The following is a 22,377-nucleotide window of genomic DNA, read 5'->3' as shown; positions in this document are numbered from 1 at the left end:
GGCCTTCTGAGGGCCGGATACGCCCCGAGGACATTAGACCGCACAGTACTTTGTTGACGCAAGGAAAATACCCGGATGCATCCAAATGCCGGGGCGGTAGCGTCAATTTTGCATTAATCGCCCCTATGAGGGTGCGGATTGTCCCAACAATTCAACCAGAACGCGACGCAGCAGAGAGATATCTTGGGGGTTGGACATGCTGGGCGCATGGCCGCAGCCGGGGAATTCGGTCATGTCGGGCCGGGGGCCGCTTTGCGTCATCCGCTGTGCGGCCTCGGGTTGCAGCAGGTCCGACTGCGCGCCGCGCAGCAGATGGGTGGGCGTGCGGGTCCGTGACCAACGGTCCCATGTCGACAACTCATGCGCCGAGGCGGTAAACTGCACGGTGATGCGCGGATCATAATGCAGGGTCAGCCGCCCATCCCCACGGCGACGTAGCGACGTGCGCGCCATGCGCTGCCAATAGGCATCTGCCGCCGGGCCGAAGGGGGCGTAGGTCTTCCGCAGCCAGGCTTCTCCTTTTGCGAAACTGTCGAAGGCGGGCAGGCTGCCCACATAGGAAAGGATCCGCTGCACCGCCGCCTCGGGCAGTTCGGGGCTGATGTCATTCACCACCAAGGCGCTGACACGCCGGGCCTCAGGGCTAGAGGCGACATGCATCCCGATCATGCCGCCCAGAGAGGTGCCGAACCACGCGGCGCGGTCGATCTGGAAGTGATCCAAAAGCCCCGTCGCGATTTGCGCGTAATGTTCGACCGAATATTCCACCTCAGGGTCTCGCGCCCAACTCGACCTTCCGCGCCCGATCATGTCGGGACAGAGCACATGGAAATCCCGCGACAGGGCAGCGGCGGCCTCATCGAAATCGCGCCCTGTGCGGGCCAGACCGTGCAGCATTAGCAATGCAGGTTTCTGGCGATCACCCCATTCGGCGACATGCACCTCATGGCCTATTACGGGGACAAAGTGGAAATGGGGGGCGGTCATTGGCGCGTGCCTTTCCGGGTCAGCATGGGCATAGCGCGGGTGATGCCACCCGCGCCCTTGCCCCCTGCCAGCCGTACCCGCGCGTCCGCGGCCCGCGCGATCATGGCGCGTCCGCCATGCGCTTGCGTGTTAGCATCGCGTCCTCCCTGCACGGGCCAGCGCCGTGTTGCGCCGCCTCCTCCCGTCGACTAGCTTGCGGTTTCAGCATCCGAAATAGAGTTAAACGGAGCAAGATGGTGGAAATACGTACCGACGATTGCTTTGCGCAGGGGCGCTTTGAAGAGCTTGCCTTTGTTCATGCGCCCGTCGGGCTTGTGGTGACCGAGAACCGCTGCATCCGCGACTGCAACAACGCCTTCGCGGCGATGTTCGGCTATGCGCGCGGCGATCTGCGCGACCAGCTTTTCGCCATTCTCTATCCCTCGGATGAAGAGTTCGTAAATATCCGCGACCGCGGCGTCGACCAGCTGCGAAAGACCAATACCTATTGGGACGAGCGCATCATGGCACGGCGCGACGGCAGCCTGTTCTGGTGCCGGGTGCGCGGCCATTCCTTCACCCCCGAACGCCCGCTCGACCGCGCGGTCTGGAGCTTTGCGGATCTCTCTGCCGAGCGGCCCTATCTGCCGCTGACCCGGCGCGAGCGCGAGATCCTGAGCCATCTGGCAGAGGGGCTGACCAGCAAGCAAATCGCGCTCAACCTCGATATCTCGCACCGGACGGTAGAGGTCTATCGCGCCAAATTGCTCAAGAAATTCGGGGTCAGCAATACGTCGGGCCTGTTTCATTCGTTGGGCGGGATCGACAGTGACCATGTGGTGTCCAACAGTACGAAGTGAGCGGTCTCGGCGCTTAGCCCGCGTCATTCCATTCATCACCCTGTTCGGCGCTCTGTGGGGGCGGGGCCGCGGCAGGCTGCGCTTCACCGTCGGATTTGCCCGCTTTCTCAGCGGCTTCGGCCATCGCGTCGGCCTGAGCGTAGAGGCTGCGGATCTCCATCAGATCGGCCTGCGTGGGCGTCTTGCTCTCTGCCTTTTCGTCAGAGGACTTCGAGGGTGGGGTTTCACTATCTGTCACTGCAAAATCCGCGTTTTGACCATGTATCACACGGCCAATTCCGTGGGGTGAGCACAAGCTACCGGCCTGAAATTGCGCCGCCAATTGGGCAAAGCCCCAGCCGGGTCAGGGTTATCCCCTATAGTCGGGAACAAGCTGCTGAAATTGGGGCAGATATTTTCACGATTTTATGGCGCGGCATCGTATACCCGTATTGCGAGGCAGATTAATCGCTCTTTGTCAGGGTTTCCCCCAATAGACAGGGGGGCCAAAAGGACAGACCTTTCGAGGGAAAGTAGAGGTGCGCATGAGCTTGGTCGCGGCGTTTACATTGATTGCGCTGTGCGGGATCGTCTTGTCCGGCGTGATGATCGCCAAGCAGATCGGCGATGCGATCAACCGCTTCGCCGTGGGGGGCGCGGTTGCGGTCTTGGCGCTTTATGTCGCCGTGGTGTCGGCATCGGCCCCGCGCGGCGGCGCCTATAGCGATCCGATCGAACTGGTCTTTGCGGTGGCGGCGCTTGCGGTGCTGGTGGCGCAGGTCTGGCGCGTGATGCGCAACCGGCGCAAGTTGCAAAACACCGCCAACACCGATGAGACACGGCGCAGATTGCCCGACTTCCTCGACCATTTGCCGGTGCAGGCGGCCTTTCTCACGCCCGATATGACCTATGCTTTCGTCAATGACGCCTATAGCGCGTCCTTCGGCAGGCCAGCGGATCAGATCGTGGGCAAACACCTGTCGCAGATCGTCCCACCGGACCTGCTGGACGAGATTTCGGACAACCTTGAAAAGGCCTTGGCCGGGCGGCAGGTCACATGGCATTTCGATTTCTCGCGCCCCGTGCTGGACCGCACCCAAGGGGCGGCGGTCTATCAGCCGCTGTCCGACCGGGGGCAGGTGGTGGGGGTGCTGGTCATGATCATGGACCGCTCCGCCGTGCAGGACGCGGTGCATGAGGCAGAGGTCAGCGCGGCGAAACATGCGCTTGCGGCAGAGGTGGCGGGGATCGGCTATCTGGAGTGGGATCAGCAGGGCGCGCTGGTCGATGCCTCGCCCGAGGTGGAGGCGCTTTTGGGCCGCGACGCGCAGAACCTGCGCGAGATGTGGCAGCAGGGGCAAAGTTTCGTGGAGCCGCGCAGCCGCGCCACGATCCGCAACAACCTGCATATGGCAGGCAGCCGTCCGCGCGATGTGGTGGAGAACGTCAAGTTTCTTGCCGCCAGCGGACGCCAGATCGAAGCGCGGGCCTGCATTCGCCGTTTGGACCGGGGCCGTCATGTGCATCTGCTGGCCGCGATCCAAGATGTGACGGATCAGCAAAACGTGCTGACCGAACTGGTGGAAAGCGAAACCCGCTTTCGCGACTTCACCGAAAGCGCGACCGATTGGGTCTGGGAGATGGACGCCGAAGGGCGTTTCACCTTTCTGTCAGGCGGGGGCCGTCAGACCGATGCGGAGACCCCGATCTTCGATCTGGGTAAGACCCTTGCCGAAGCCGATGTGGCGAAAGAGCAAGGGGATTACGAGCTGCTACAACAACGCTTCGCCGCGCGAGAAGCCTTTCGTGATCTGCGGTTGGTCCTGTCCTTGGGCAAGAGGCGGACACGGCAGATCGACATGTCGGGCAAACCTTTCTTCGATGCCCAAGCGGAACTGGCAGGCTATCGCGGCACCTGTTTCGACATGACCGAAATCGCCACCGCCGAGACCGAGCGCAAAAGCGCGCTGGAGGCTTTGGCGCTGGCTTTCGAGAATATCTCGACCATGGTGGCGCTCTTCGACAGCAGCGACCGTCTGGTCTATTGCAACGAGGAATATCGCGCGACCTATGCCGGGATGGAGGGCGAAATCATCGGAAAACACTTCGATGAACTGCTCGCCCATTTCACCCAGACCGGCAAATTGGCGACGACCACCGAAGGCAAGTTCCGCTGGAGCGCGCAGCGGCGCGACCGGCGCAACACCCCGGCCAAGTTCTTTCGTGCGCGGACATCGACGGGCCGTTGGTTAGAGGTGACGGATTACCCCGTGGCCGCGGGCGGGCTTTTGACCATCGCCGCCGACATCACCGAAAAGGTCGAGCGCGAAGAGCGGCTGCACCGGCATGAAACGGCGCTGCAACTGCTCAACCGGCGCGAAACTCTGGGCCAGATGACCGCCGCCATCGCCCATGAATTGAACCAGCCTTTAGCCGCTATTCACAATTTTGCCGCAGGCTGCGTGCTGCGTGCCAAGAACGACCAGCTTGAGAGAGAGGATATGATCGCCGTGCTCAACAATATGCAAAGCCAATCTGAACGGGCCAGCGCCATCCTGCGCTCCATGTCGAACTATCTGCATAGCGACGATGCCGACCGCAATGCGGTCCGCTTTGACGAGATCCTCCGCTCGGTGCAACTGCTGATCCAGCCCGAAAGCTCGGCCACCGGGGTCACCGTGGCCATCAACGATCAATGTGGCGAAGTCGCCCTGCATTGCGCCCGGATCGAGATCGAGCAGCTGTTGATTAACCTCATCAAGAACGGCATCGACGCCTGTCGGGAGGCGGAGCGTGCGGATGCCGAAGTTTCGGTCACCGCGCGCTGCGAAGCTGGGGAGATCGTGATCGACGTGGCCGATGCGGGGCGCGGCTTTGCCCCGGACATGCCCGCGCAGACCGCTTTCAGCGCCTTCCGCTCGACCAAGGACAAGGGGCTTGGCGTGGGGCTGGCGATTTGCGAAACGATCGTTCTGTCCCATGGCGGAACGATCGCTGTGACGAAATCCGATGCCGAAGGCGCCTGCCTGACCGTGCGTCTGCCGCTGGAGGTGCAAAAGTAGAATGTCGGAAGAAGGGATCGTTTACGTCGTCGATGATGACGCCGCGGTGCGGGAGTCTCTGGTGTGGTTGCTGGGCTCCGTCGGGCTGCGCGCCATTCCCTTTGCATCGGCGGCAGCGTTCCTCGATAGCTATGAGGACAGCGGTTGCTGCTGCCTTGTGAGCGATGTGCGGATGCCGGGGATGAGCGGTTTGGAGTTGCAAAAGGCGCTGAACGCGCGGGGGATCAAACTGCCGCTGATCCTGATGACGGCCTTCGGCGATGTCTCTACCGCTGTGACGGCGATGAAGGCGGGGGCGGTGGATTTTATTGAAAAACCCTTTAACAACCAAAACATGCTCGACCTGATCAACGCGGCCCTGCAGTCCGATGCGGCCCGGCGCAGGAGCAAGGCGGCAGAGGTCGAAAATGCGCAGCTTCTGGCCCGGCTCACCCCGCAGGAGCATCGGGTGTTCGAGCGGGTGGCGGCTGGGCTGTCGAACCGTGAGATCGGCAGCGAGATGGACATCTCCATCAAGACGGTCGAGGTGCACCGCGCGCGGGTGATGCGCAAGCTTGAGGCGAATTCCGTGGCGGAACTGGTGCGGTTCCATATGCATAATGCACCATCAGGCGAAGGTGATGGCGGCGAGGGGACGTAAAAAGCCCCGGCAGTGCAGGACCACCGGGGCAGGCTGCCTAGCCCCCGGCGAGGGCGAAGGGCTGGGGCTTCCCGGCGGCATGAGGGGCGCCGGGAAGGCGTGGATCACGCCGGCTTGGGTTCCAGCGCGCCCACGGTCACGTCGAGGGTCTGTTCAGACCCTTTGCGCAGCACGACGACCTCTGCCGCGCTCTCGGGCGTGGTGGTGGCCACGGCGCGGGTGAGGTCGCGCAGATCGTCCACTTCCGTGTCGCCGAAGGACAGGATGATGTCGCCCTTCTTAAGGCCCGCTTTGGCGGCGGGGCTGTCTTCGGTGATCGCTTCGATCACCGCGCCGCGCGGCTCGTCATAGCCCAGCACATTGGCGACCTCGGGGGTCATGGGCCGGATTTGCACGCCCAGCCAGCCCCGCTCGACCGACCCGTCATCGGCCAGATCGGCGACGATGGTCTGCACCAGATCCGAGGGCACCGAGAAGCCGATGCCGACCGAACCGCCGCCCGGCGACAGGATCGCGGTGTTCACGCCCACGACTTCGCCTTCGCTGTTAAAGAGCGGCCCGCCCGAGTTGCCGCGGTTGATCGCCGCGTCGGTCTGGATGAAGTCGTCGAAAGGCCCGGCCTGAATGTCACGCGACAGGGCCGAAACGATGCCCGAAGTGACGGTGCCGCCAAGGCCAAAGGGGTTGCCCACGGCCACGACCTCATCACCCACGCGCAGGGTTTTCGAGGTGCCGAAGTCCACTTTGGGCAGGTCCACATCCGCGGCAACCTTTAGCAGCGCGATGTCGGTCATCGCGTCACTGCCCACCACTTCGGCGTCGAACTTACGGCCATCGGCGAGTTTCACGGTCACTGTCTCGGCACCTGCGACGACGTGGTGGTTGGTCACGATCTGGCCGTCCTCGGAGATGATGAAGCCCGAACCCAGACCCTGACGCGGAGCGGGGGCGGCGCCATCCTGACCGGGCAGCATGTGCTCGAACCGGCGGCGCAGTTCCTCGGGCATGCCGGGGGGCAGCTGTTGCTGGGCCACGGCCTGCTGCTGCTTGCCGGTCACTTCGATGAAGACGACGGCCGGGGAGACGGCCTCGACCAGGTCGGCATAGCCGCCCGGCGGGACCGCAAGCGCGGCCGAGGGGGCCAGCGCCAGCATCGGCGTCGCGGCCATCGCGGCGCTCAGCGCAAGGGCGGCGGCGCGGGGGGCTTTGGAAAGGGTCTTGGTCATTGCATGCTCCTTGCTGTGCATTCGGTCGTTCCGGGAGCCTATCTGGACCTGCGGTTTTACAGTGCCTTGCCGTGCCCTATACAAATTTGTGAGATTGCCGCCTCTGGGCTGCACGGGCGGCGAATTTGGCATAATTCATCGGCAATCCTACATGAGGACACGATGAAACTGCTTGTTGTCGAAGACGATACCACCACCAGCACCTATATCGCGCGCGGCCTGCGCGAAGAGGGGCATGCGGTGGATGTGGTCGCGGATGGCCGCGACGGGTTGGTACAGGCCACCACCGGGCAATATGACGTGCTGATCCTTGACCGGATGCTGCCCGAGTTGGATGGGCTGACGCTGCTGAAAACCCTGCGTGGGGCGGGCAATACCACCCCGGTCCTGCTGCTGACGGCCATGGGCGCGGTGGAGGACCGGATCGACGGGCTCAATGCCGGGGCGGATGACTATCTGGTCAAACCCTTCGCCTTCGGAGAGCTTTCGGCGCGGGTCAACGCACTGGCCCGCCGCCCGCAGGCGTTGGAGCAGGAGACGGTCCTGCGCGCGGGCGACCTGACCATGGACCTCATCAGCCGCCGGGTGACGCGGGCGGGCCAAGAGATCGACCTGCTGCCGCGGGAGTTTGCCCTCTTGGAGCATCTCTTGCGCCGCAAGGGCCGGGTGCAGACCCGCACCATGCTGCTGGAGGCGGTCTGGGACATTTCCTTTGACCCAATGACCAATGTGGTGGAGACCCATATCAGCCGGTTGCGCGCCAAGGTCGACCGGCCCTTTGACAGCGAACTCATCCAGACCGTGCGTGGCGCTGGCTATAGGATCGACGCATGAGGGCGCGGCTGGCGGGGCTCTGGCGGTCAATGCCGCTACGTCTGGCGCTTTTGCTGGTGCTTTTGTTCACCATCGTCAGCCTGCTCAGCCTCGCGGCCAGTTATGCCGTCACCCAGCGGTCCTTCGAACAGGCGATCCGCGCCGATCTGGCACAGGACATGGCGGGCTTTCGTGCTGCCCCCGGCGCCGCCGCCCTCGCGCGGCTGGTCGAGGCGGAATCGCGTGAGACCGACCCGAACCGGCTGATCCTCAGCTACATCGGTCCCAACGGGCGCATTTATGGCAACGGGGCCATCGCGCGCGATAACGAGGGCTATCACATCGTCTCGATCGGCGCGGCGCGGGCGGAGTATCGGGGTGTTTACCTGACCCTGACCGACACGCTCTATGGCGGGCTTTTGACCATCGCGCGCAGCCGGGCCGAGATCACGGCCCTGCGCGAGGTTTTCGTCAATATTCTGCTGGTAAGCCTGCTGCCCACGGTGCTGATCGCGCTGTCGGGCGGGCTGATCCTTGCCCGCCGCTCCAAACGCCATGTGGAGGTGATCCGCGCCACGCTAGACCGGCTGACGACAGGGGACCTGGCCGCAAGGGTCGCGCCGGGGCCGCGCTGGTCGGATGACCTGCTGCGCATCGGCGAGGCGGTGAACCAGATGGCTCGGGCGCAGGAAACCTCTGTCGCGGCGCTGCGGCAGGTCTCTCTCGATATCGCGCATGACCTGAAGACCCCGATTCAGCGTGTCTCCGTCCATCTCGACGATCTGGACCGGGCCGAAGCCACGGGCGCTGACCTTGCCGAACCGCTGGCCCGCGCGCGTGCCGAGTTGGACGGCATCGCCGCAATCTTTCAATCGCTTCTGCAATTGGCGCAGGTGGAGCAGGGCGAGGCCCGCGCTCATTTCACCCCCGTTGACCTCACCGCGCTTTGCCGCACCATGGTCGAGCTTTACGAACCCGCAGCAGGGGAGCAGGGTAAACGCCTGATCTGCGACCTGTCGGAAACGCCTGTCCACGTCACGGGCGACCGGGCGCTGTTGGGCCAACTGCTGGCCAATCTGATCGAAAACGCCCTGCGCCATTCCGGCGATGCCGAGGCGGTTGAGATATCGCTGAAACAGGCGTCGGGGGAGGTCACGCTCACGGTGGCTGACGGCGGCCCCGGCATTCCGGCTGAGGACCACGACAAAGTGTTGCAGCGGCTTTACCGGCTGGATCGCAGCCGGGGCACGCCGGGTCATGGGCTGGGTCTGCCGCTGGTCGATGGGGTCGCGAAACTCCATGGGGCAAGGCTGGAGCTTGCCGACAACGCGCCGGGGCTGCGCGTCGTGGTGACGTTCGACAGCTAGAACGCGGGCCAAGCACTGCGGCAATTTAGCCTGTGCCGCTCCCGCCGCCCGGTCCTATATAGGTCAGGAAACAATACGCGGGGGCTTCATATGCTCGACGGTTACACCGCCGAAATCCTAGCGCGGGTGCAATTCGCATTCACGGTTTCGTTCCACATCATCTTCCCGGCTTTCTCGATCGGGTTGGCGAGCTTTCTGGCTGTGCTCAACGCGCTCTGGCTGTGGAAACGCGAAGAGACCTATCTGAAGCTCTTCAACTACTGGAAGAAAATCTTCGCCGTGGCCTTTGGCATGGGGGTCGTCTCGGGCATCGTGATGTCCTACCAGATCGGCACCAACTGGTCGGTCTTCTCTGACAAGGCGGGGCCGGTGGTCGGGCCGCTGATGGCCTATGAGGTGCTCTCGGCCTTTTTCCTTGAGGCGGGCTTTTTGGGCATCATGCTTTTTGGCCGCAAGCGGGTGGGCGACGGGCTGCATATGTTCGCCACAGCGCTGGTCGCGCTTGGCACGCTGGCCTCGGCCACATGGATCTTGTCGGTGAATTCTTGGATGCAGACGCCTGCGGGCTTTGCCATCAATGACGTGGGCCAGTTCGTGCCCGAGGATTGGTGGGCGATCGTGTTCAACCCGTCCTTCCCCTACCGTTTGCTGCATATGGTGCTTGCGGCCTATCTGACCACGGCGTTGGTCGTCGGCGGGGTCGGGGGCCTGCACCTGCTGCGCGATCGTGCGGATGCGGCGGCGCGGCGGATGTTCTCCATGGCGATGTGGATGCTTTTGCTGGTGACCCCGCTGCAAATCCTTGCGGGCGACATGCACGGCCTCAACACGCTGGAGCATCAGCCCGCCAAGGTCATGGCGATGGAGGGGCATTACGACAGCCACCCCGAGGGCGCGCCGCTGATCCTCTTTGGTATCCCGAACCCCGAGGAAAAGCGCATCGACTACGCGGTTGAGATTCCCAAACTGTCGTCGCTGATCCTCAAACATGATCTGAACGCGCCGCTCGACGGGCTGGACACGATTCCGGACGCGGATGAGCCGCCGGTGGCCATCGTTTTCTGGTCCTTCCGCATCATGATCGCGCTTGGCTTTGCGATGCTGGGGCTTGGCCTTTGGGCCGCATTCGCGCGGCTGCGCGGTCGGCTTTACGATGCGCCGATGCTGCACCGGCTGGCGCTGCTGATGGGCCCCACCGGCTTTGTCGCGGTGCTGGCGGGCTGGATCACGACCGAGGTCGGGCGGCAGCCCTTCACCGTCTACGGGCTGTTGCGGACCTCGGAAAGCCTTGCCCCGATCGAGGCACCGGCGGTCGCGACCTCCCTGATTGCTTTCATCGTGGTCTATTTTTTCGTCTTCGGCGCGGGCACTTGGTATATTCTGGCGATGATGCGCAAGCCGGTTGTCGGCCATGTGCTGGAAGACGAGCGTGACGACGTTCAAGGGGACGACGCGCAAGACGGGGCGGCGCAGAACGACCCGGCGCGCGGCGAGGGACCGATCCTTGCTGTCGGCGAAGAGGCGGCGGTCAGAGACAAGACCGCGCATAACAAAGGCGAGGAGAGCTGAGATGTTTGGACTTGAACTTTCGTTCATCTGGGCTGGGATCATCGCCGCAGCGGTGTTGATCTACGTCATCCTCGATGGCTTCGATCTGGGCGTTGGGCTGCTCTTTCCGATGACCAAGGATGAGGGCGAGCGCAATGTGATGATGAACTCGGTCGCGCCCATCTGGGACGGTAACGAGACATGGCTTGTCTTGGGCGGCGGCGGGCTTTTCGCCGTTTTTCCGCTGGCCTATGCGGTGGTGATGCCCGCGCTTTACATGCCGATTATCCTCATGCTGCTGGGGCTGATCTTCCGCGGCGTCGCCTTTGAGTACCGTTGGCGCACGAAACGCTGGAAACCGCTGTGGGACATGGCATTCTTCGGCGGCTCGCTGGTGGCCTCTTTCTGTCAGGGCATCGCCTTGGGCGCGCTGGTTCAGGGGATTGAGATCGAAGGCCGCGCCTATGCGGGCGGCTGGTGGGATTGGCTCACGCCCTTCTCGATCCTGACCGGTATGGCGGTGACCACGGGCTATGCGCTCTTGGGTGCGACATGGCTCAACATGAAGCTTGAGGGCCGCATCCAAGCGCATATGCGCCGCCTTGCATGGCCGTTGGCGGTGGCGACGCTGGTCTTCATGGGGCTGGTCAGCCTTTGGACGCCCTTCACCGACGCAGTCTATTTCGAACGCTGGTTCGCGTGGCCCACCGCGCTCTTCAGCGGCATCGTGCCCCTACTCGTGGCGCTGGCGGCTTTCGGCATGCTGCGCGGGTTGCAACGCCGCGGCGACAAGCAGCCGTTCTTCTGCGCGCTGGCGCTCTTCGTGCTGGGCTTCATCGGCATCGGGATCAGTTTCTACCCGCATATGGTCCCGCCCAGCCTGACCATTGCCGAGGCTGCCGCCCCGGATGAGAGCCTGATGTTCGCGCTGGTCGGCACGCTGGTGCTGCTGCCGCTGATCCTGAGCTACACCGCCTATGCCTATTGGGTGTTCCGCGGCAAGATCGAACCCGAGGAGGGCTATCACTGATGCGCCATTGGCTTAAACGCGCGGGCTGGTTCGTGGCGCTTTGGCTGGCCAGCGTCGCCCTGCTGGCGGTGGTGGCCTATGGCATCCGGCTGGTGATCATGCCCGGCTAACGCAGCGGCGCGGGCCACGGGTCTTGCCAAGCGCGCTGGCTTCTGGCCTCTTCGGGCCAAAGCAGCACGAAAGGACAGCCCGATGCGCGCCATGCAAGTCACCGCCTATGACGAACCGCTTACCCTGCAAGAGCTTGAGAAGCCCATGCCGGGGCAGGGCGAGGTGCTGGTCCAAGTCGAAACCTGCGGGCTGAACTTTGGTGATCTGTTGATCATCAAAGGCACCTATCAGGAAAAACCGCCGCTGCCCTTCACGCTGGGGATGGAAATGGCGGGCACGATCACCGCTCTGGGCGCGGGGGTGGATCACCTGAAGGTCGGCCAGCGCGTGGCGGCCTATACCGGCTTTGACGGTCTGGCCGAATATGCCGCCATTCCCGCCGCTGTCTGCGTGCCGATCCCCGAAGAGATGACAGCGGTCGACGCGGCGGCCTTTCTGATCGCCTATGGCACCAGCCATGTGGCCTTGGACTACAAGGCGCGTTTGCAGCCGGGCGAGCGGCTGCTGGTCTTGGGCGCGTCGGGCGGCATCGGGCTGACGGCGGTGGAACTGGGCAAGCTGATGGGGGCCGAGGTGATCGCCGTGGCGCGCGGCGAAGACAAGCTCGCCGTCTGTAAAGAGGCGGGCGCCGACCACCTGATTAATTCTGAGACCGACGACATCCGCGCCATCGTCAAGGAATTGGGCGGGGCGGATGTGGTCTATGACCCGGTGGGCGGCGATCAGTTCAAAGCCGCCATGCGCGCCTGCAACCCCGAAGCGCGGCTGATCCCCTTGGGCTTTGCGAGCGGTGAGGTGCCTCAGATTCCGGCCAATATCCTGCTGGTCAAGAACCTCACCGTTTTGGGCTTTTACTGGGGCGGCTATGCCAAGATCAAACCTTCGGTGCTGACCGACAGTTTCGCCGAGCTGATCAAATGGTATGTCGCGGGCAAGCTGAAACCCCATGTCAGCAACGTGATGCCGCTGGAACAGGCCAATGAGGCGCTGGCCCTGCTGCGCGATCGCAAGGCGACGGGCAAGGTGGTGGTCAAGGTGGCGGCTTAAGCCCGCCGCCCGCCCTGCAAACGGGTCACGCGCAGCGCCTTTTGGCGCTCGCGCAGGTAGACGAACAGACCCGAGGCAAGGATCAGCGCGATCCCGACCCAAACCTCCCAGACCGGGAGGTCGCCAAAGATCACGAAACCCCAGAACACCGCCAGCGGCAGGCCGATATATTCGAACGGGGCGACGGTGGCGGCATCCCCCAGCCGGTAGGCTTGGCTCAGACAATAGCCGATCAGCGCGATGTTCAACCCAATGCCGAGGAAGGTGAGGTAATCCTCACGGGCAGGCCAAATCCACGCGCGCAACAGAAACTGGAGCGAGGCACTGCTGCCCTCATCCACGAACCGCCCATCGCCTGCGATGACGAAGAACCCCAGCGACACGGCGACGAAGGCGGCCTGAATATAAACCATCAGCGCCGAGGCTTTGGAGTTCACGCCCAGCTTGCGGGTCATCAACTGGTTCAGCGCATAGGTCAGCGCCGCCAGTACCGGCAGCAGCAGAACCCAGCGGGAGGTTTCGAGCGTCGCGGTGCTGGCCCAAGGGCGCATCATGATTACCACGCCGATGAACCCCACGATCACCGCGCCAAGACGCAGCGGGCCGACCTTTTCACCCAGCAGCGGGATCGACAGCACCGTGATGAAGAGGGGGGCTGCAAAGAACAGCGCCGTCGCCTCGGCCAGCGGCAGCACCGACAGCGCCAGAAAGAAGGACATGTTCGAAATCACGATGAGCAGCCCGCGCAGCAGATGCAGCCCCGGCTGTCGCGTCTTGAGCAGGTGAAACCCGCCTTCGAGCTTGACCAGCACCAGCCCCAGCAGAATCCCAATGGCCGAGCGGGTAAAGACGATCTGATGCAGCGGATAGCCGCCCGACAGACGTTTGATCAGCATGTCATTGACCGAAATCGCGGCGACGCCGAGAAGGATCAGCCCGATCGCCAGTCCGGCGCGGTTATGGGAATTACTTGTCATGGCAAAGACCTATCAGCCCGGGGCGAGAGGTCCAGCGCTTTGACATTGGTTTGCGCAGAATTACCCGCTAGACTGTTGCGATACGCCAAAGGGAGAGCCAGCCATGCAGATGTCCGACACCCGCCAGATCGCCGCCACCCCCGCCGAGGTTTACGCGGCATTGCTGGACCCGGAGATGCTGCAAACCTGCGTACCCGGCGCGCAAGACGTCTCAGGCTCAGTCGAAGAGGGCTATGACGCGACGGTGGTGCAAAAGGTCGGCCCGGTGAAGGCGACGTTCAAGGGCCATGTGACGCTCTCCGATCTGGTGCCGAACGAAGCGCTGACCATCACCGGCGAGGGCAAGGGCGGTGCCGCCGGTTTCGCCAAGGGCGGGGCCGAGGTGCGGCTGGCCGAAAAGGACGGCGGGACCGAGCTGAGTTATGATGTCGAGGCCAAGGTCGGCGGCAAGCTGGCGCAGCTTGGCAGCCGGATCATCGACGGTTTCGCCAAGAAAATGGCGGATCAGTTCTTCGACAATCTGCAATACTCGCTCGAAGGTCCGGCGGAGGAAGAGGCGGAGCCCGAGACCGCCGAAGAGGATGCCCCCGCTAAAAAGGGCTGGTTCGGCCGCGCCAAGACCTGAAGGCATCTGTTCACCCAAGGCAAAGCCAGTTAGGTTGCCCGCCTTACCAAAGCGGAGACGACCATGCCGACAATCGTGGATATTCAGAACCTGCGTAAATCCTACGCGGGCGGTTTCGAGGCGCTCAAAGGGGTCAACTTGCAGATCGAGAAGGGCGAGATTCTCGCGCTTCTGGGCTCGAACGGGGCGGGGAAGACGACGCTCATTTCGACCATCTGCGGCATCACCACCGCGACCAGCGGCAAGGTGACCGTCGGCGGCCATGACATTCGGGATGATTTCCGCGCGGCCCGTTCCATGATCGGGCTGGTCCCGCAGGAGATCAATCTCGAACCCTTTGAGAAGGTCATTAACACCGTGCGCTTCTCGCGCGGGCTGTTTGGCCGTTCGGCGGATGAGGCGGTGTTGGAGAAAATCCTGCGGCAACTCTCGCTCTGGGACAAGAAAGACAGCCAGATCCGCGAGTTGTCGGGCGGGATGAAACGCCGCGTGCTGATCGCCAAGGCGCTGGCGCATGACCCCAAGGTGCTGTTTCTCGATGAGCCGACCGCGGGCGTCGATGTGGAACTGCGCAAGGATATGTGGGAAATCGTGGCGGGGCTGAAAGCCTCGGGCGTGACGATCATCCTGACCACCCATTACATCGAAGAGGCCGAGGCCATCGCCGACCGGATCGGCGTCATCGCCAAGGGCGAATTGTTGCTGGTCGAAGAGAAACACGCGCTGATGGCGCGGATGGGCAAGAAGCAACTCGAAGTCCAACTGACCGAGCCGATCACCGAAGTGCCGCTGGCGCTGCAATCGCCGGACGTGGAATTATCCGCCGATGGGCAATCGCTGATCTACACCTATGACACCAATGCCGAGCGGACCGGCATCACCAAGCTGCTCTCCAAGGTCGCGGAAAGCGGTCTGGTGCTGCAAGACGTGGCGACACGGCAAAGCAGCTTGGAAGATATCTTTGTCGACCTGCTCAAGGAGGATGCGGCATGAACTGGACCGCGATAAAAGCCATCTACGCTTTTGAAATGGCGCGTTTCTTTCGCACCATCACGCAAAGCATCATCTCCCCGGTGCTCTCAACTTCGCTTTATTTCGTGGTCTTCGGCGCCGCCATCGGCAGCCGCATTGATGAGGTCGAGGGCGTCAGCTACGGCGCCTTCATCGTGCCAGGGCTGATCATGCTCAGCGTCATCACGCAGTCGATCTCCAACGCCTCTTTCGGGATTTATTTCCCGAAGTTCATCGGCACGGTTTACGAGTTGCTTTCGGCGCCGATCAACTTCTTCGAGATCGTCATCGGCTATGTCGGCGCGGCGGCGACCAAGGCGCTCTTTATCGGCACGATCATCCTGATCACGGCCTTCTTCTTTGTCGACATCACGATCCAGCACCCCATCGCCATGGTGGCCTTGCTGATCCTGACTTGCATCAGCTTTGCGCTGATGGGCTTTATCATCGGCATCTGGGCGGGCAATTTCGAGCAGTTGCAACTGGTGCCGCTGTTGATCGTCACGCCGTTGGTCTTCCTTGGCGGGTCTTTCTACTCGATCTCGATGCTGCCGCCGGTCTGGCAGGTGATCTCGCATTTCAACCCGGTGGTCTATCTGATCTCGGGCTTTCGCTGGGCGTTTTTCGGCGCGGCGGATGTGCCGATCATCACCAGCCTTGCCGCCATCGCGCTGTTTACGGCGCTTTGCCTCGGCGTGATCTGGTGGATTTTCCGCACCGGCTGGCGTCTGCGGGCCTGAGCCTACGAAACTTGGGCGTCCGCCTTGTTTGCGCGGGGTGGGCGTTCTACATGAAGGGCATGAGAATTCGGCTGCCCTTCCTGAAATCCCCGCCCAGCGTTTCCGTAATCCGGCTTTCCGGCATGATCGGCGCGCAGGGCCGCGCGGTGTTGAACGATGCCACCATGGGTCCGGTCATCGAAAAGGCTTTTGCCAAGGGCAAGCCCGCCGCTGTCGCCTTGGAAATCAACTCCCCCGGTGGCAGCCCGGTGCAATCGTCGTTGATCGGCGCGCGCATCCGGCGCCTGTCCGAAGAAAAGAACATTCCCGTCATCGCCTTCGTCGAAGATGTGGCCGCCTCGGGCGGCTATTGGCTGGCGGCGGCAGCAGACGAGATCTACGCGGACCCAAGCTCAGTCGTCGGCTCCATCGGGGTGATCTCGGCCTCCTTCGGGGTGCATGAGTTCATCCGCGAGCATGGGGTCGAGCGGCGCGTTTATACGGCAGGGCAGAGCAAATCGATGCTCGACCCGTTCCGCCCGGAAAATCCTGAGGATGTCGCGCGGCTGAAGGTGCTTCTCGAAGACATCCATGAGAATTTCATCGACCATGTGAAGACCCGCCGCGCGGGCAAGCTGCCCGAGGGGCAAGACCTCTTCACCGGGGAAATCTGGCTGGCGAAACGCGCTGCCGAACTGGGGTTGATCGACGGGATCGGCCATCTGAAACCACTGCTGAAAGACCGCTTTGGCGACAAGGTCAGGATGCGCCGCTATGGCGTGAAACGCGGGCTGTTGTCGCGTTTTGGCGTGCAGATGATGCAGGACGCGGTGCAGGGCATAGAGGAACGCGCGGCCTTCGCGCGGTTTGGACTCTAGCCCATGGTTTTCAAGATCGTTTTGCTGTTTCTGGTGGCCATGGGCCTCATGGCTTGGTTTGGAAAAATGCATTGGCTGGGGGGCAAACGTCTGTCCCGGTCTAAATGCAGTGACTGCGGACGTTACCGCATTGGCAAAGGCGATTGTGCCTGTAAGGGAGGGCGTTGATGCTGATGCCATGGCTACTTTCGGGGCTTGGCCTCGTGATCCTGCTGTTTGCGGGGGATGCGCTGGTGAAAGGGGCGGTGAACCTGTCGCTGCGCCTTGGCGTGCCTGCGTTGATCGTCAGCCTGACCATCGTGGCCTTTGGCACTTCGGCGCCGGAGTTGCTGATCTCGGTCAAGGCGATTTTGGACGGGGTGCCGGGGCTGGCGCTTGGTAATGTCGTGGGGTCGAATACGGCCAATATCCTGATGGTGCTGGGCATTCCGGCGCTTTTGGCGACGATGCACACCTCGGAATGCAGCACCCGCAAGACCTATAACCAGATGATTGCGGCCTCGCTGTTGTTCATCGCACTGGCCTTCCGCGGCGTCTTTGACTGGATCGCCGGGCTGATCCTGCTCGCCGGTCTGGTCTATATGCTTTACGACGCTTTCCGCGATGCAAAGGATCACCGCCACGCCTGCCGCAGCGGTGCGGCAGAGGAAGAGGAGGAGCCCGAAGGCGCGGACCCCGATATGGCGGGCTGGCAGATTGCGATGTTCCTGATCCTCGGGCTGATCGGCCTGCCCTTGGGGGCGAGCCTTTTGGTGGATAACGCCACGATTATCGCCCAGACCTATGGGGTCAGTGACACGGTGATCGGCCTGACGCTGGTGGCCGTGGGCACGTCGCTGCCTGAGCTTGCGACCACGGTGATGGCGGCACTGCGCCGTCAGGCGGATGTGGCGCTTGGCAATGTGATCGGCTCCAACATGTTCAACCTGCTGGCGATCATCGGCATTGCGAGCCTTGTCGGTCCGATCTCGGTCGACGAAGCCTTCTTGCGGATCGACCTTTGGGTGATGTTGGGCGCGTCGCTCTTGCTGATCCCCTTCGTCTATCTGGGGCGCGATATCACCCGGCTTTGGGGCGTGGTGCTGAGCGCGCTTTACGGGCTTTATTTGTTTATCATCCTGATCTGAGGAGGGCAGCAGATGCGGCGGGCATTGGTGACCGGAGCCGGGCAACGTCTGGGCCGCGCCATGGCGCTCTACCTCGGGCAGCGCGGCTTTGATGTGGCGGTGCATTTTGCCACCTCGGAAAGCGGAGCCAAGGCGACCGTCGGCGAGATTGCGGCCATGGGCCGCCGCGCCGTGGCCCTGCAAGCTGACCTTCTCGACGACACCGCAGCCGCGGCGCTTTTGCCCCGCGCGGCGGATGCGCTCGGCGGACCGATCACCTGCCTTGTGAACAACGCTTCGATTTTCGAGCAGGACGATATCACCAGCGCCACGCGCGAAAGTTGGGATCGCCATATGGGCAGCAACCTGCGCGCGCCCTTCGTCTTGACGCAGGCGATGGCGGGGCAGGGGCTGACCTCGGATACCGACGCCGGGGGAGAGCCGCGTGCCAGCGGTTTGATCGTCAATATGCTCGACCAGCGGGTGCGCAATCTGACGCCGGAATTCACCACCTATACGATCGCCAAGATGGGCCTATGGGCGATGACGCGCACCAGTGCGCAGGCGCTGGCCCCCGCGATCCGCGTGAATGGCATCGGGCCCGGCCCGACCCTGCAAGGCCCGCATCAAGACCCCGATGACTTTGCCGCGCAGCGCCGCGGCACGGTTCTGGGTCGCGGCGCGAACCCCGAGGATATCACGGCGGCACTGGGGTATTTTATCGATTCGCCGGGGGTCACGGGACAGCTTATCTGCGCAGATGGCGGAGAGCATTTGCAATGGGAAACAAGCCCTAAAAGCCCCCGAAACTGACGCGCATGCGGGAAGTTTTGCACGTCCTTAACCTATGTAACCAAAGTGTTACCGAAACCCTTTTGTTTTCAGGGGCTTGTTTCATGGTAAACAAAAGAATGAGGAAAATCAGGATATTATGGGCGCGCCTAAAAAATAGGCAAATCAGCGAACCATGTTAAAAACAAAGAGAAATCCAAGATGCCCAGAAGTTATCGGCAGAGTTATCCACATGTTTGGTGGACATGTTAAAGCTTGCCCCCATTGCCGTCCTATTGCAGCGAAGCACGAGAATCAGCGCCTGAGATGAACACGCCCAACGACAGCCCTCCGCCGCAAGGCCGCAAGGTGATTCAAGCCTATCTGAAGTCGCTCGATTCCTCGCCGGGCGTCTATCGGATGCTCGATTCGGAAAGCCGCGTGCTTTACGTCGGCAAGGCGCGGAACCTGCGGGCGCGGGTGTCATCCTACGCACGGCCAACGGGGCATTCGGCGCGGATCTCGCGGATGATCGCGAATACCGCCTCGATGATGTTTCTGACGACCAAGACCGAGACCGAGGCGCTGCTGCTCGAACAGAACCTGATCAAGCAGCTCAAGCCCAAGTTCAACGTGCTGCTGCGCGACGACAAAAGCTTTCCCAATATCCTTGTCACCGCCGATCACGACTACCCGCAGATCAAGAAACACCGCGGCGCGAAGAAGGAGAAGGGCAGCTACTACGGCCCCTTCGCCAGCGCGGGCGCGGTGAACCGGACGCTGAACCAGTTGCAACGGGTGTTCCTGTTGCGGGACTGCTCCAACGCGATGTTCGACAGCCGCACGCGGCCCTGTTTGCAGCATCAGATTAAACGCTGCTCCGCCCCCTGCGTCGGCAAAATCTCGGCCGAGGATTATCGCGAGACCGTGCGCGATGCGGAGCGGTTTCTCAGTGGCAAATCGACGGATATTCAGGGCCGTTTGGCGCGGGACATGGAAGAGGCGTCAGAGGCGATGGAGTTCGAACGCGCAGCCGCCCTGCGCGACCGGATCAAGGCGCTGACGCAGGTTCAGACCGCCCAAGGCATCAACCCGCAGGGGGTGAACGAGGCCGACATTATCGCGCTGCATATGGAAAGCGGTCAGGCCTGCGTGCAGGTCTTCTTCATCCGCGCCAACCAGAACTGGGGCAACCACGACTATTACCCCCGGATCGGGAGCGAGATCGACGCCGCCGAGGTGCTAGAGGCCTTCATCGGCCAGTTCTACGACACCCGCGAGCCGCCGCGGCAGTTGATCCTCAGCAATGAGATCGAGGACCCCGATCTGATGGCCGAGGCGCTGAGCGGCAAGCTGGGCCGTAAGGTCGAACTCCTGGTGCCGAAACGGGGTGAGAAGGCCGAACTGGTCGACGGGGCCCTGCGCAATGCGCGCGAAAGCCTTGCCCGCAAGATGGCCGAGACGGCGACCCAGACCAAGCTCTTGCAGGGGCTGGCCGATGCTTTTGACCTGCCCAAGCCGCCCGAGCGGATCGAGGTTTACGACAACTCGCATATCCAAGGCACCAATGCCGTCGGCGCGATGATCGTGGCGGGGCCGGAAGGCATGATGAAAAACCAGTACCGCAAGTTCAACATCCGCGGCGATGACCTGACCCCGGGCGATGACTTCGGCATGATGAAAGAGGTGCTGCACCGCCGCTTCAAACGGCTTATCAAAGAAGACCCGGACCGCAGCCGGGGCCTTTGGCCTGATCTGCTGCTGATCGACGGCGGCGCGGGGCAGGTGAGCGCCGTGGCCTCTATCATGGCGCAGCATGGGGTCGAGGATATCCCCATGGTCGGCGTCGCCAAGGGCATCGACCGCGACGCGGGCAAGGAAGAGTTCCACCGCGTCGGCAAGCGCCCCATGGCGCTGCGCCACAACGATCCGGTGCTCTATTTCGTGCAGCGCCTGCGGGATGAGGCGCACCGTTTCGCCATCGGCACCCACCGTGCCAAACGGGCCAAGGGGGTCAGCGCCACGCCGCTCGACGACGTGCCGGGCGTCGGCGCTGCGCGCAAGCGTGCGCTGCTCGCGCATTTCGGTTCGGCCAAGGCGGTAAGCCGCGCGAACCTTAGCGATCTCAAGGCGGTCGAGGGCGTATCGGATGCGCTGGCTGAGACGATCTACGGCTATTTCCATGAAAAAGGCTAGGGGGGCGGCCCCGTGGTGGCGACGGCTCGCAGGCGGGGCGGTTTCGTCCTTTCAGCCACGAACGGCGCAAGATAGGATAACGTCATGAAATGGAATTTGCCCAATATCCTGACACTGCTCAGGCTGGTCGCGGCCCCCGGTGTGGCGGTCATGTTTCTCTATTTTACGCGCCCCTATGCCGATTGGTTCGCCCTGCTGCTCTTTGTCGGGGCGGCGGTGACGGATTGGTTTGATGGCTACCTTGCCCGCGCTTGGGCGCAGGAAACCAAACTCGGCGCCATGCTCGACCCGATTGCCGACAAGGCGATGGTGGTGATCGCGCTGATGGTGATCGTCGCCTTCTCAAGCTGGTCGCCGTGGTTGGTGTTGCCCGCCACGCTGATCTTGTTTCGCGAGGTCTTTGTCTCGGGCCTGCGGGAGTATCTGGGCGATGTCGCCGGCACGTTGAAGGTGACTCAACTGGCCAAGTGGAAGACGACATTGCAGATGATCGCCATCGCCGTGCTGTTTTCGCAAGGCGTGTTCGAGCATTACCTCGGGATGAGCGTTTTCGGGATGGACCAGCAGATGATCGAAGCGATCCTTGATGGCGAGGTCGAAGATCATCTCGGGCTGGGCTGGAAACTCGCCGGGATGGAATGGGCCGGGCTGCTGGGGCTGGCGCTTTTGTGGGTCGCCGCCGTGCTGACCGCCATCACCGGCTTTGACTATCTGCGCAAGGCGCAGCCGCATCTGAAGGAGCCACGCTAATGGATGTTTTGTATTTCGCATGGGTCCGCGAACGCATCGGCTTGCCCCGTGAACGGGTCGAGAGCCAAGCTGCCACGGTGGCCGAATTGGTCGAAGAATTGCGGGGTCGGGAGGAGCGCTACGAAGTGGCCTTTTCCGACCTTTCCGCGCTGCGGGTTGCCGTGGATCAGGAACTGACCGATTTCGACGCCCCGCTGCAAGGCGCGCGCGAGGTGGCCTTCTTCCCCCCGATGACCGGGGGCTGAGCGATGCGCGTTTTGGTGCAGGAAGCGCCCTTTGATCTGGGTGAGGAAGCCGCGCGCTTTGCCAAGGGCGAGGGGAGCAGCGGCGCGATCGTGACCTTTACAGGCGTGGTGCGCGACAATGATGCGGGCACGTTGAGCGCGATGGAAATCGAGCATTACCCCGGGATGACCGAAAAGGCCCTGCGCGAGATTGCCGAGCAGGCGATGGCACGGTTCGATCTGCAGGATGCGCTGGTGATCCACCGCTATGGGCGTCTGGTGCCGGGGGAGCAGATCATGATGGTCGCCACCGCCGCGCGGCACCGCCGGCATGCGTTTGAGGCGGCGGAGTTCCTGATGGATTACCTCAAATCCCGTGCGCCCTTTTGGAAGCGCGAGATCACGGCAGAGGGGGACACTTGGGTCGCCGCGAAAGACGAAGACGAGGCGGCGTTGAAGCGTTGGTGAGCC

At 62.7% G+C, this 22,377-nt stretch carries 23 protein-coding genes; 19 read left to right on the top strand and 4 right to left on the bottom strand.

The window, feature by feature from the left end; translation table 11 throughout:
- Window positions 1–123: 123 nt before the first annotated feature.
- Entirely contained in the window at window positions 124–987 is an 864-nt protein-coding gene (locus ACGYLO_RS06825) for an alpha/beta fold hydrolase (RefSeq protein ID WP_271688248.1), read from the bottom strand.
- 233 nt (window positions 988–1,220) lie between these two features.
- Between ACGYLO_RS06825 and ACGYLO_RS06820 the strand changes: the two genes are divergently transcribed.
- On the top strand, window positions 1,221–1,826 hold the full coding sequence (locus ACGYLO_RS06820) for a helix-turn-helix transcriptional regulator (RefSeq protein ID WP_067265514.1): 606 nt from the start codon (window positions 1,221–1,223) through the stop codon (window positions 1,824–1,826).
- A 13-nt stretch (window positions 1,827–1,839) separates the two neighbouring features.
- On the opposite strand, the gene ACGYLO_RS06815 is transcribed toward ACGYLO_RS06820, so the two are convergent.
- Window positions 1,840–2,064 (bottom strand): hypothetical protein, encoded by a 225-nt coding sequence (locus tag ACGYLO_RS06815; protein WP_271688247.1) that lies wholly within the window; start codon window positions 2,062–2,064, stop codon window positions 1,840–1,842.
- A gap of 286 nt (window positions 2,065–2,350) precedes the next feature.
- Between ACGYLO_RS06815 and ACGYLO_RS06810 the strand changes: the two genes are divergently transcribed.
- Together ACGYLO_RS06810 and ACGYLO_RS06805 are read left to right on the top strand one after the other, a co-directional pair.
- A complete protein-coding gene (locus ACGYLO_RS06810) occupies window positions 2,351–4,867 on the top strand; it encodes a PAS domain-containing protein (RefSeq protein ID WP_271688245.1) in 2,517 nt (838 codons plus the stop codon).
- 1 nt (window position 4,868) lies between these two features.
- Window positions 4,869–5,507 (top strand): response regulator transcription factor, encoded by a 639-nt coding sequence (locus ACGYLO_RS06805; protein WP_271688243.1) that lies wholly within the window; start codon window positions 4,869–4,871, stop codon window positions 5,505–5,507.
- Window positions 5,508–5,611: 104 nt separating this feature from the next.
- Here the strand turns inward: ACGYLO_RS06805 and ACGYLO_RS06800 are convergent, their stop codons facing one another.
- Complete coding sequence (locus tag ACGYLO_RS06800) at window positions 5,612–6,733, bottom strand: Do family serine endopeptidase (RefSeq protein WP_271688241.1); 1,122 nt, start codon at window positions 6,731–6,733, stop codon at window positions 5,612–5,614.
- Window positions 6,734–6,895: 162 nt separating this feature from the next.
- On the opposite strand from ACGYLO_RS06800, the gene ACGYLO_RS06795 reads away from it, so the two are divergent.
- From ACGYLO_RS06795 to ACGYLO_RS06770, 6 genes are all read left to right on the top strand, one after another.
- Window positions 6,896–7,567, top strand: a complete 672-nt coding sequence (locus ACGYLO_RS06795) for a response regulator transcription factor (RefSeq protein ID WP_271688239.1) — start codon at window positions 6,896–6,898, stop codon at window positions 7,565–7,567.
- Complete coding sequence (locus ACGYLO_RS06790; protein ID WP_271688237.1) at window positions 7,564–8,913, top strand: HAMP domain-containing sensor histidine kinase; 1,350 nt, start codon at window positions 7,564–7,566, stop codon at window positions 8,911–8,913. Before ACGYLO_RS06795 ends, ACGYLO_RS06790 begins: the two co-directional genes overlap by 4 nt.
- A 90-nt stretch (window positions 8,914–9,003) precedes the next feature.
- Window positions 9,004–10,482, top strand: coding sequence for a cytochrome ubiquinol oxidase subunit I (locus ACGYLO_RS06785; RefSeq protein ID WP_271688235.1), 1,479 nt, complete (start codon window positions 9,004–9,006; stop codon window positions 10,480–10,482).
- A 1-nt stretch (window position 10,483) separates the two neighbouring features.
- Window positions 10,484–11,491 carry a cytochrome d ubiquinol oxidase subunit II gene (gene cydB / locus ACGYLO_RS06780; RefSeq protein WP_394376369.1) on the top strand — a complete coding sequence of 336 codons (1,008 nt, stop codon included), beginning with the start codon at window positions 10,484–10,486 and terminating at the stop codon, window positions 11,489–11,491.
- On the top strand, window positions 11,491–11,601 hold the full coding sequence (locus ACGYLO_RS06775; RefSeq protein ID WP_136720396.1) for a DUF2474 family protein: 111 nt from the start codon (window positions 11,491–11,493) through the stop codon (window positions 11,599–11,601). The genes cydB and ACGYLO_RS06775 overlap by 1 nt, the downstream gene beginning before the upstream one ends.
- Before the next feature lie 82 nt (window positions 11,602–11,683).
- A complete protein-coding gene (locus tag ACGYLO_RS06770) occupies window positions 11,684–12,649 on the top strand; it encodes an NADPH:quinone oxidoreductase family protein (RefSeq protein ID WP_271688231.1) in 966 nt (321 codons plus the stop codon).
- On the opposite strand, the gene ACGYLO_RS06765 is transcribed toward ACGYLO_RS06770, so the two are convergent.
- Window positions 12,646–13,626: a DMT family transporter gene (locus tag ACGYLO_RS06765; RefSeq protein WP_271688230.1), complete on the bottom strand. Its 981-nt coding sequence runs from the start codon at window positions 13,624–13,626 to the stop codon at window positions 12,646–12,648. The genes ACGYLO_RS06770 and ACGYLO_RS06765 overlap by 4 nt on opposite strands.
- A gap of 103 nt (window positions 13,627–13,729) precedes the next feature.
- On the opposite strand from ACGYLO_RS06765, the gene ACGYLO_RS06760 reads away from it, so the two are divergent.
- The 10 genes from ACGYLO_RS06760 to ACGYLO_RS06715 all read left to right on the top strand — a co-directional run bounded on the left by ACGYLO_RS06760 (window position 13,730) and on the right by ACGYLO_RS06715 (window position 22,374).
- Window positions 13,730–14,251 (top strand): CoxG family protein, encoded by a 522-nt coding sequence (locus ACGYLO_RS06760; protein ID WP_271688228.1) that lies wholly within the window; start codon window positions 13,730–13,732, stop codon window positions 14,249–14,251.
- A 63-nt stretch (window positions 14,252–14,314) separates the two neighbouring features.
- Entirely contained in the window at window positions 14,315–15,244 is a 930-nt protein-coding gene (locus tag ACGYLO_RS06755; protein ID WP_271688226.1) for an ABC transporter ATP-binding protein, read from the top strand.
- Complete coding sequence (locus tag ACGYLO_RS06750) at window positions 15,241–16,002, top strand: ABC transporter permease (protein WP_271688225.1); 762 nt, start codon at window positions 15,241–15,243, stop codon at window positions 16,000–16,002. Before ACGYLO_RS06755 ends, ACGYLO_RS06750 begins: the two co-directional genes overlap by 4 nt.
- 59 nt (window positions 16,003–16,061) lie before the next feature.
- Window positions 16,062–16,859: a S49 family peptidase gene (locus ACGYLO_RS06745; protein WP_271689995.1), complete on the top strand. Its 798-nt coding sequence runs from the start codon at window positions 16,062–16,064 to the stop codon at window positions 16,857–16,859.
- Between the two features lie 167 nt (window positions 16,860–17,026).
- Window positions 17,027–17,986, top strand: coding sequence for a calcium/sodium antiporter (locus ACGYLO_RS06740; RefSeq protein ID WP_276154277.1), 960 nt, complete (start codon window positions 17,027–17,029; stop codon window positions 17,984–17,986).
- Between the two features lie 12 nt (window positions 17,987–17,998).
- Window positions 17,999–18,778 carry an SDR family oxidoreductase gene (locus ACGYLO_RS06735; RefSeq protein WP_271688222.1) on the top strand — a complete coding sequence of 260 codons (780 nt, stop codon included), beginning with the start codon at window positions 17,999–18,001 and terminating at the stop codon, window positions 18,776–18,778.
- Between the two features lie 285 nt (window positions 18,779–19,063).
- Window positions 19,064–20,932, top strand: a complete 1,869-nt coding sequence (gene uvrC, locus ACGYLO_RS06730; protein WP_271688221.1) for an excinuclease ABC subunit UvrC — start codon at window positions 19,064–19,066, stop codon at window positions 20,930–20,932.
- 84 nt (window positions 20,933–21,016) lie between these two features.
- On the top strand, window positions 21,017–21,682 hold the full coding sequence (gene pgsA, locus ACGYLO_RS06725) for a CDP-diacylglycerol--glycerol-3-phosphate 3-phosphatidyltransferase (protein ID WP_271688220.1): 666 nt from the start codon (window positions 21,017–21,019) through the stop codon (window positions 21,680–21,682).
- Window positions 21,682–21,927 carry a molybdopterin converting factor subunit 1 gene (moaD, locus tag ACGYLO_RS06720; RefSeq protein WP_209218317.1) on the top strand — a complete coding sequence of 82 codons (246 nt, stop codon included), beginning with the start codon at window positions 21,682–21,684 and terminating at the stop codon, window positions 21,925–21,927. The genes pgsA and moaD overlap by 1 nt, the downstream gene beginning before the upstream one ends.
- Before the next feature lie 3 nt (window positions 21,928–21,930).
- A complete protein-coding gene (locus tag ACGYLO_RS06715; protein WP_271688218.1) occupies window positions 21,931–22,374 on the top strand; it encodes a molybdenum cofactor biosynthesis protein MoaE in 444 nt (147 codons plus the stop codon).
- Window positions 22,375–22,377: the final 3 nt, after the last annotated feature.

Source organism: Sulfitobacter sp. 1A13353 (assembly GCF_043557255.1).
In the GTDB taxonomy this organism is placed as follows: Bacteria; Pseudomonadota; Alphaproteobacteria; order Rhodobacterales; family Rhodobacteraceae; genus Sulfitobacter; species Sulfitobacter faviae.
Note: the sequence above shows the minus strand (reverse complement) of the source record. Positions and strands in the feature narration are given on the sequence as shown.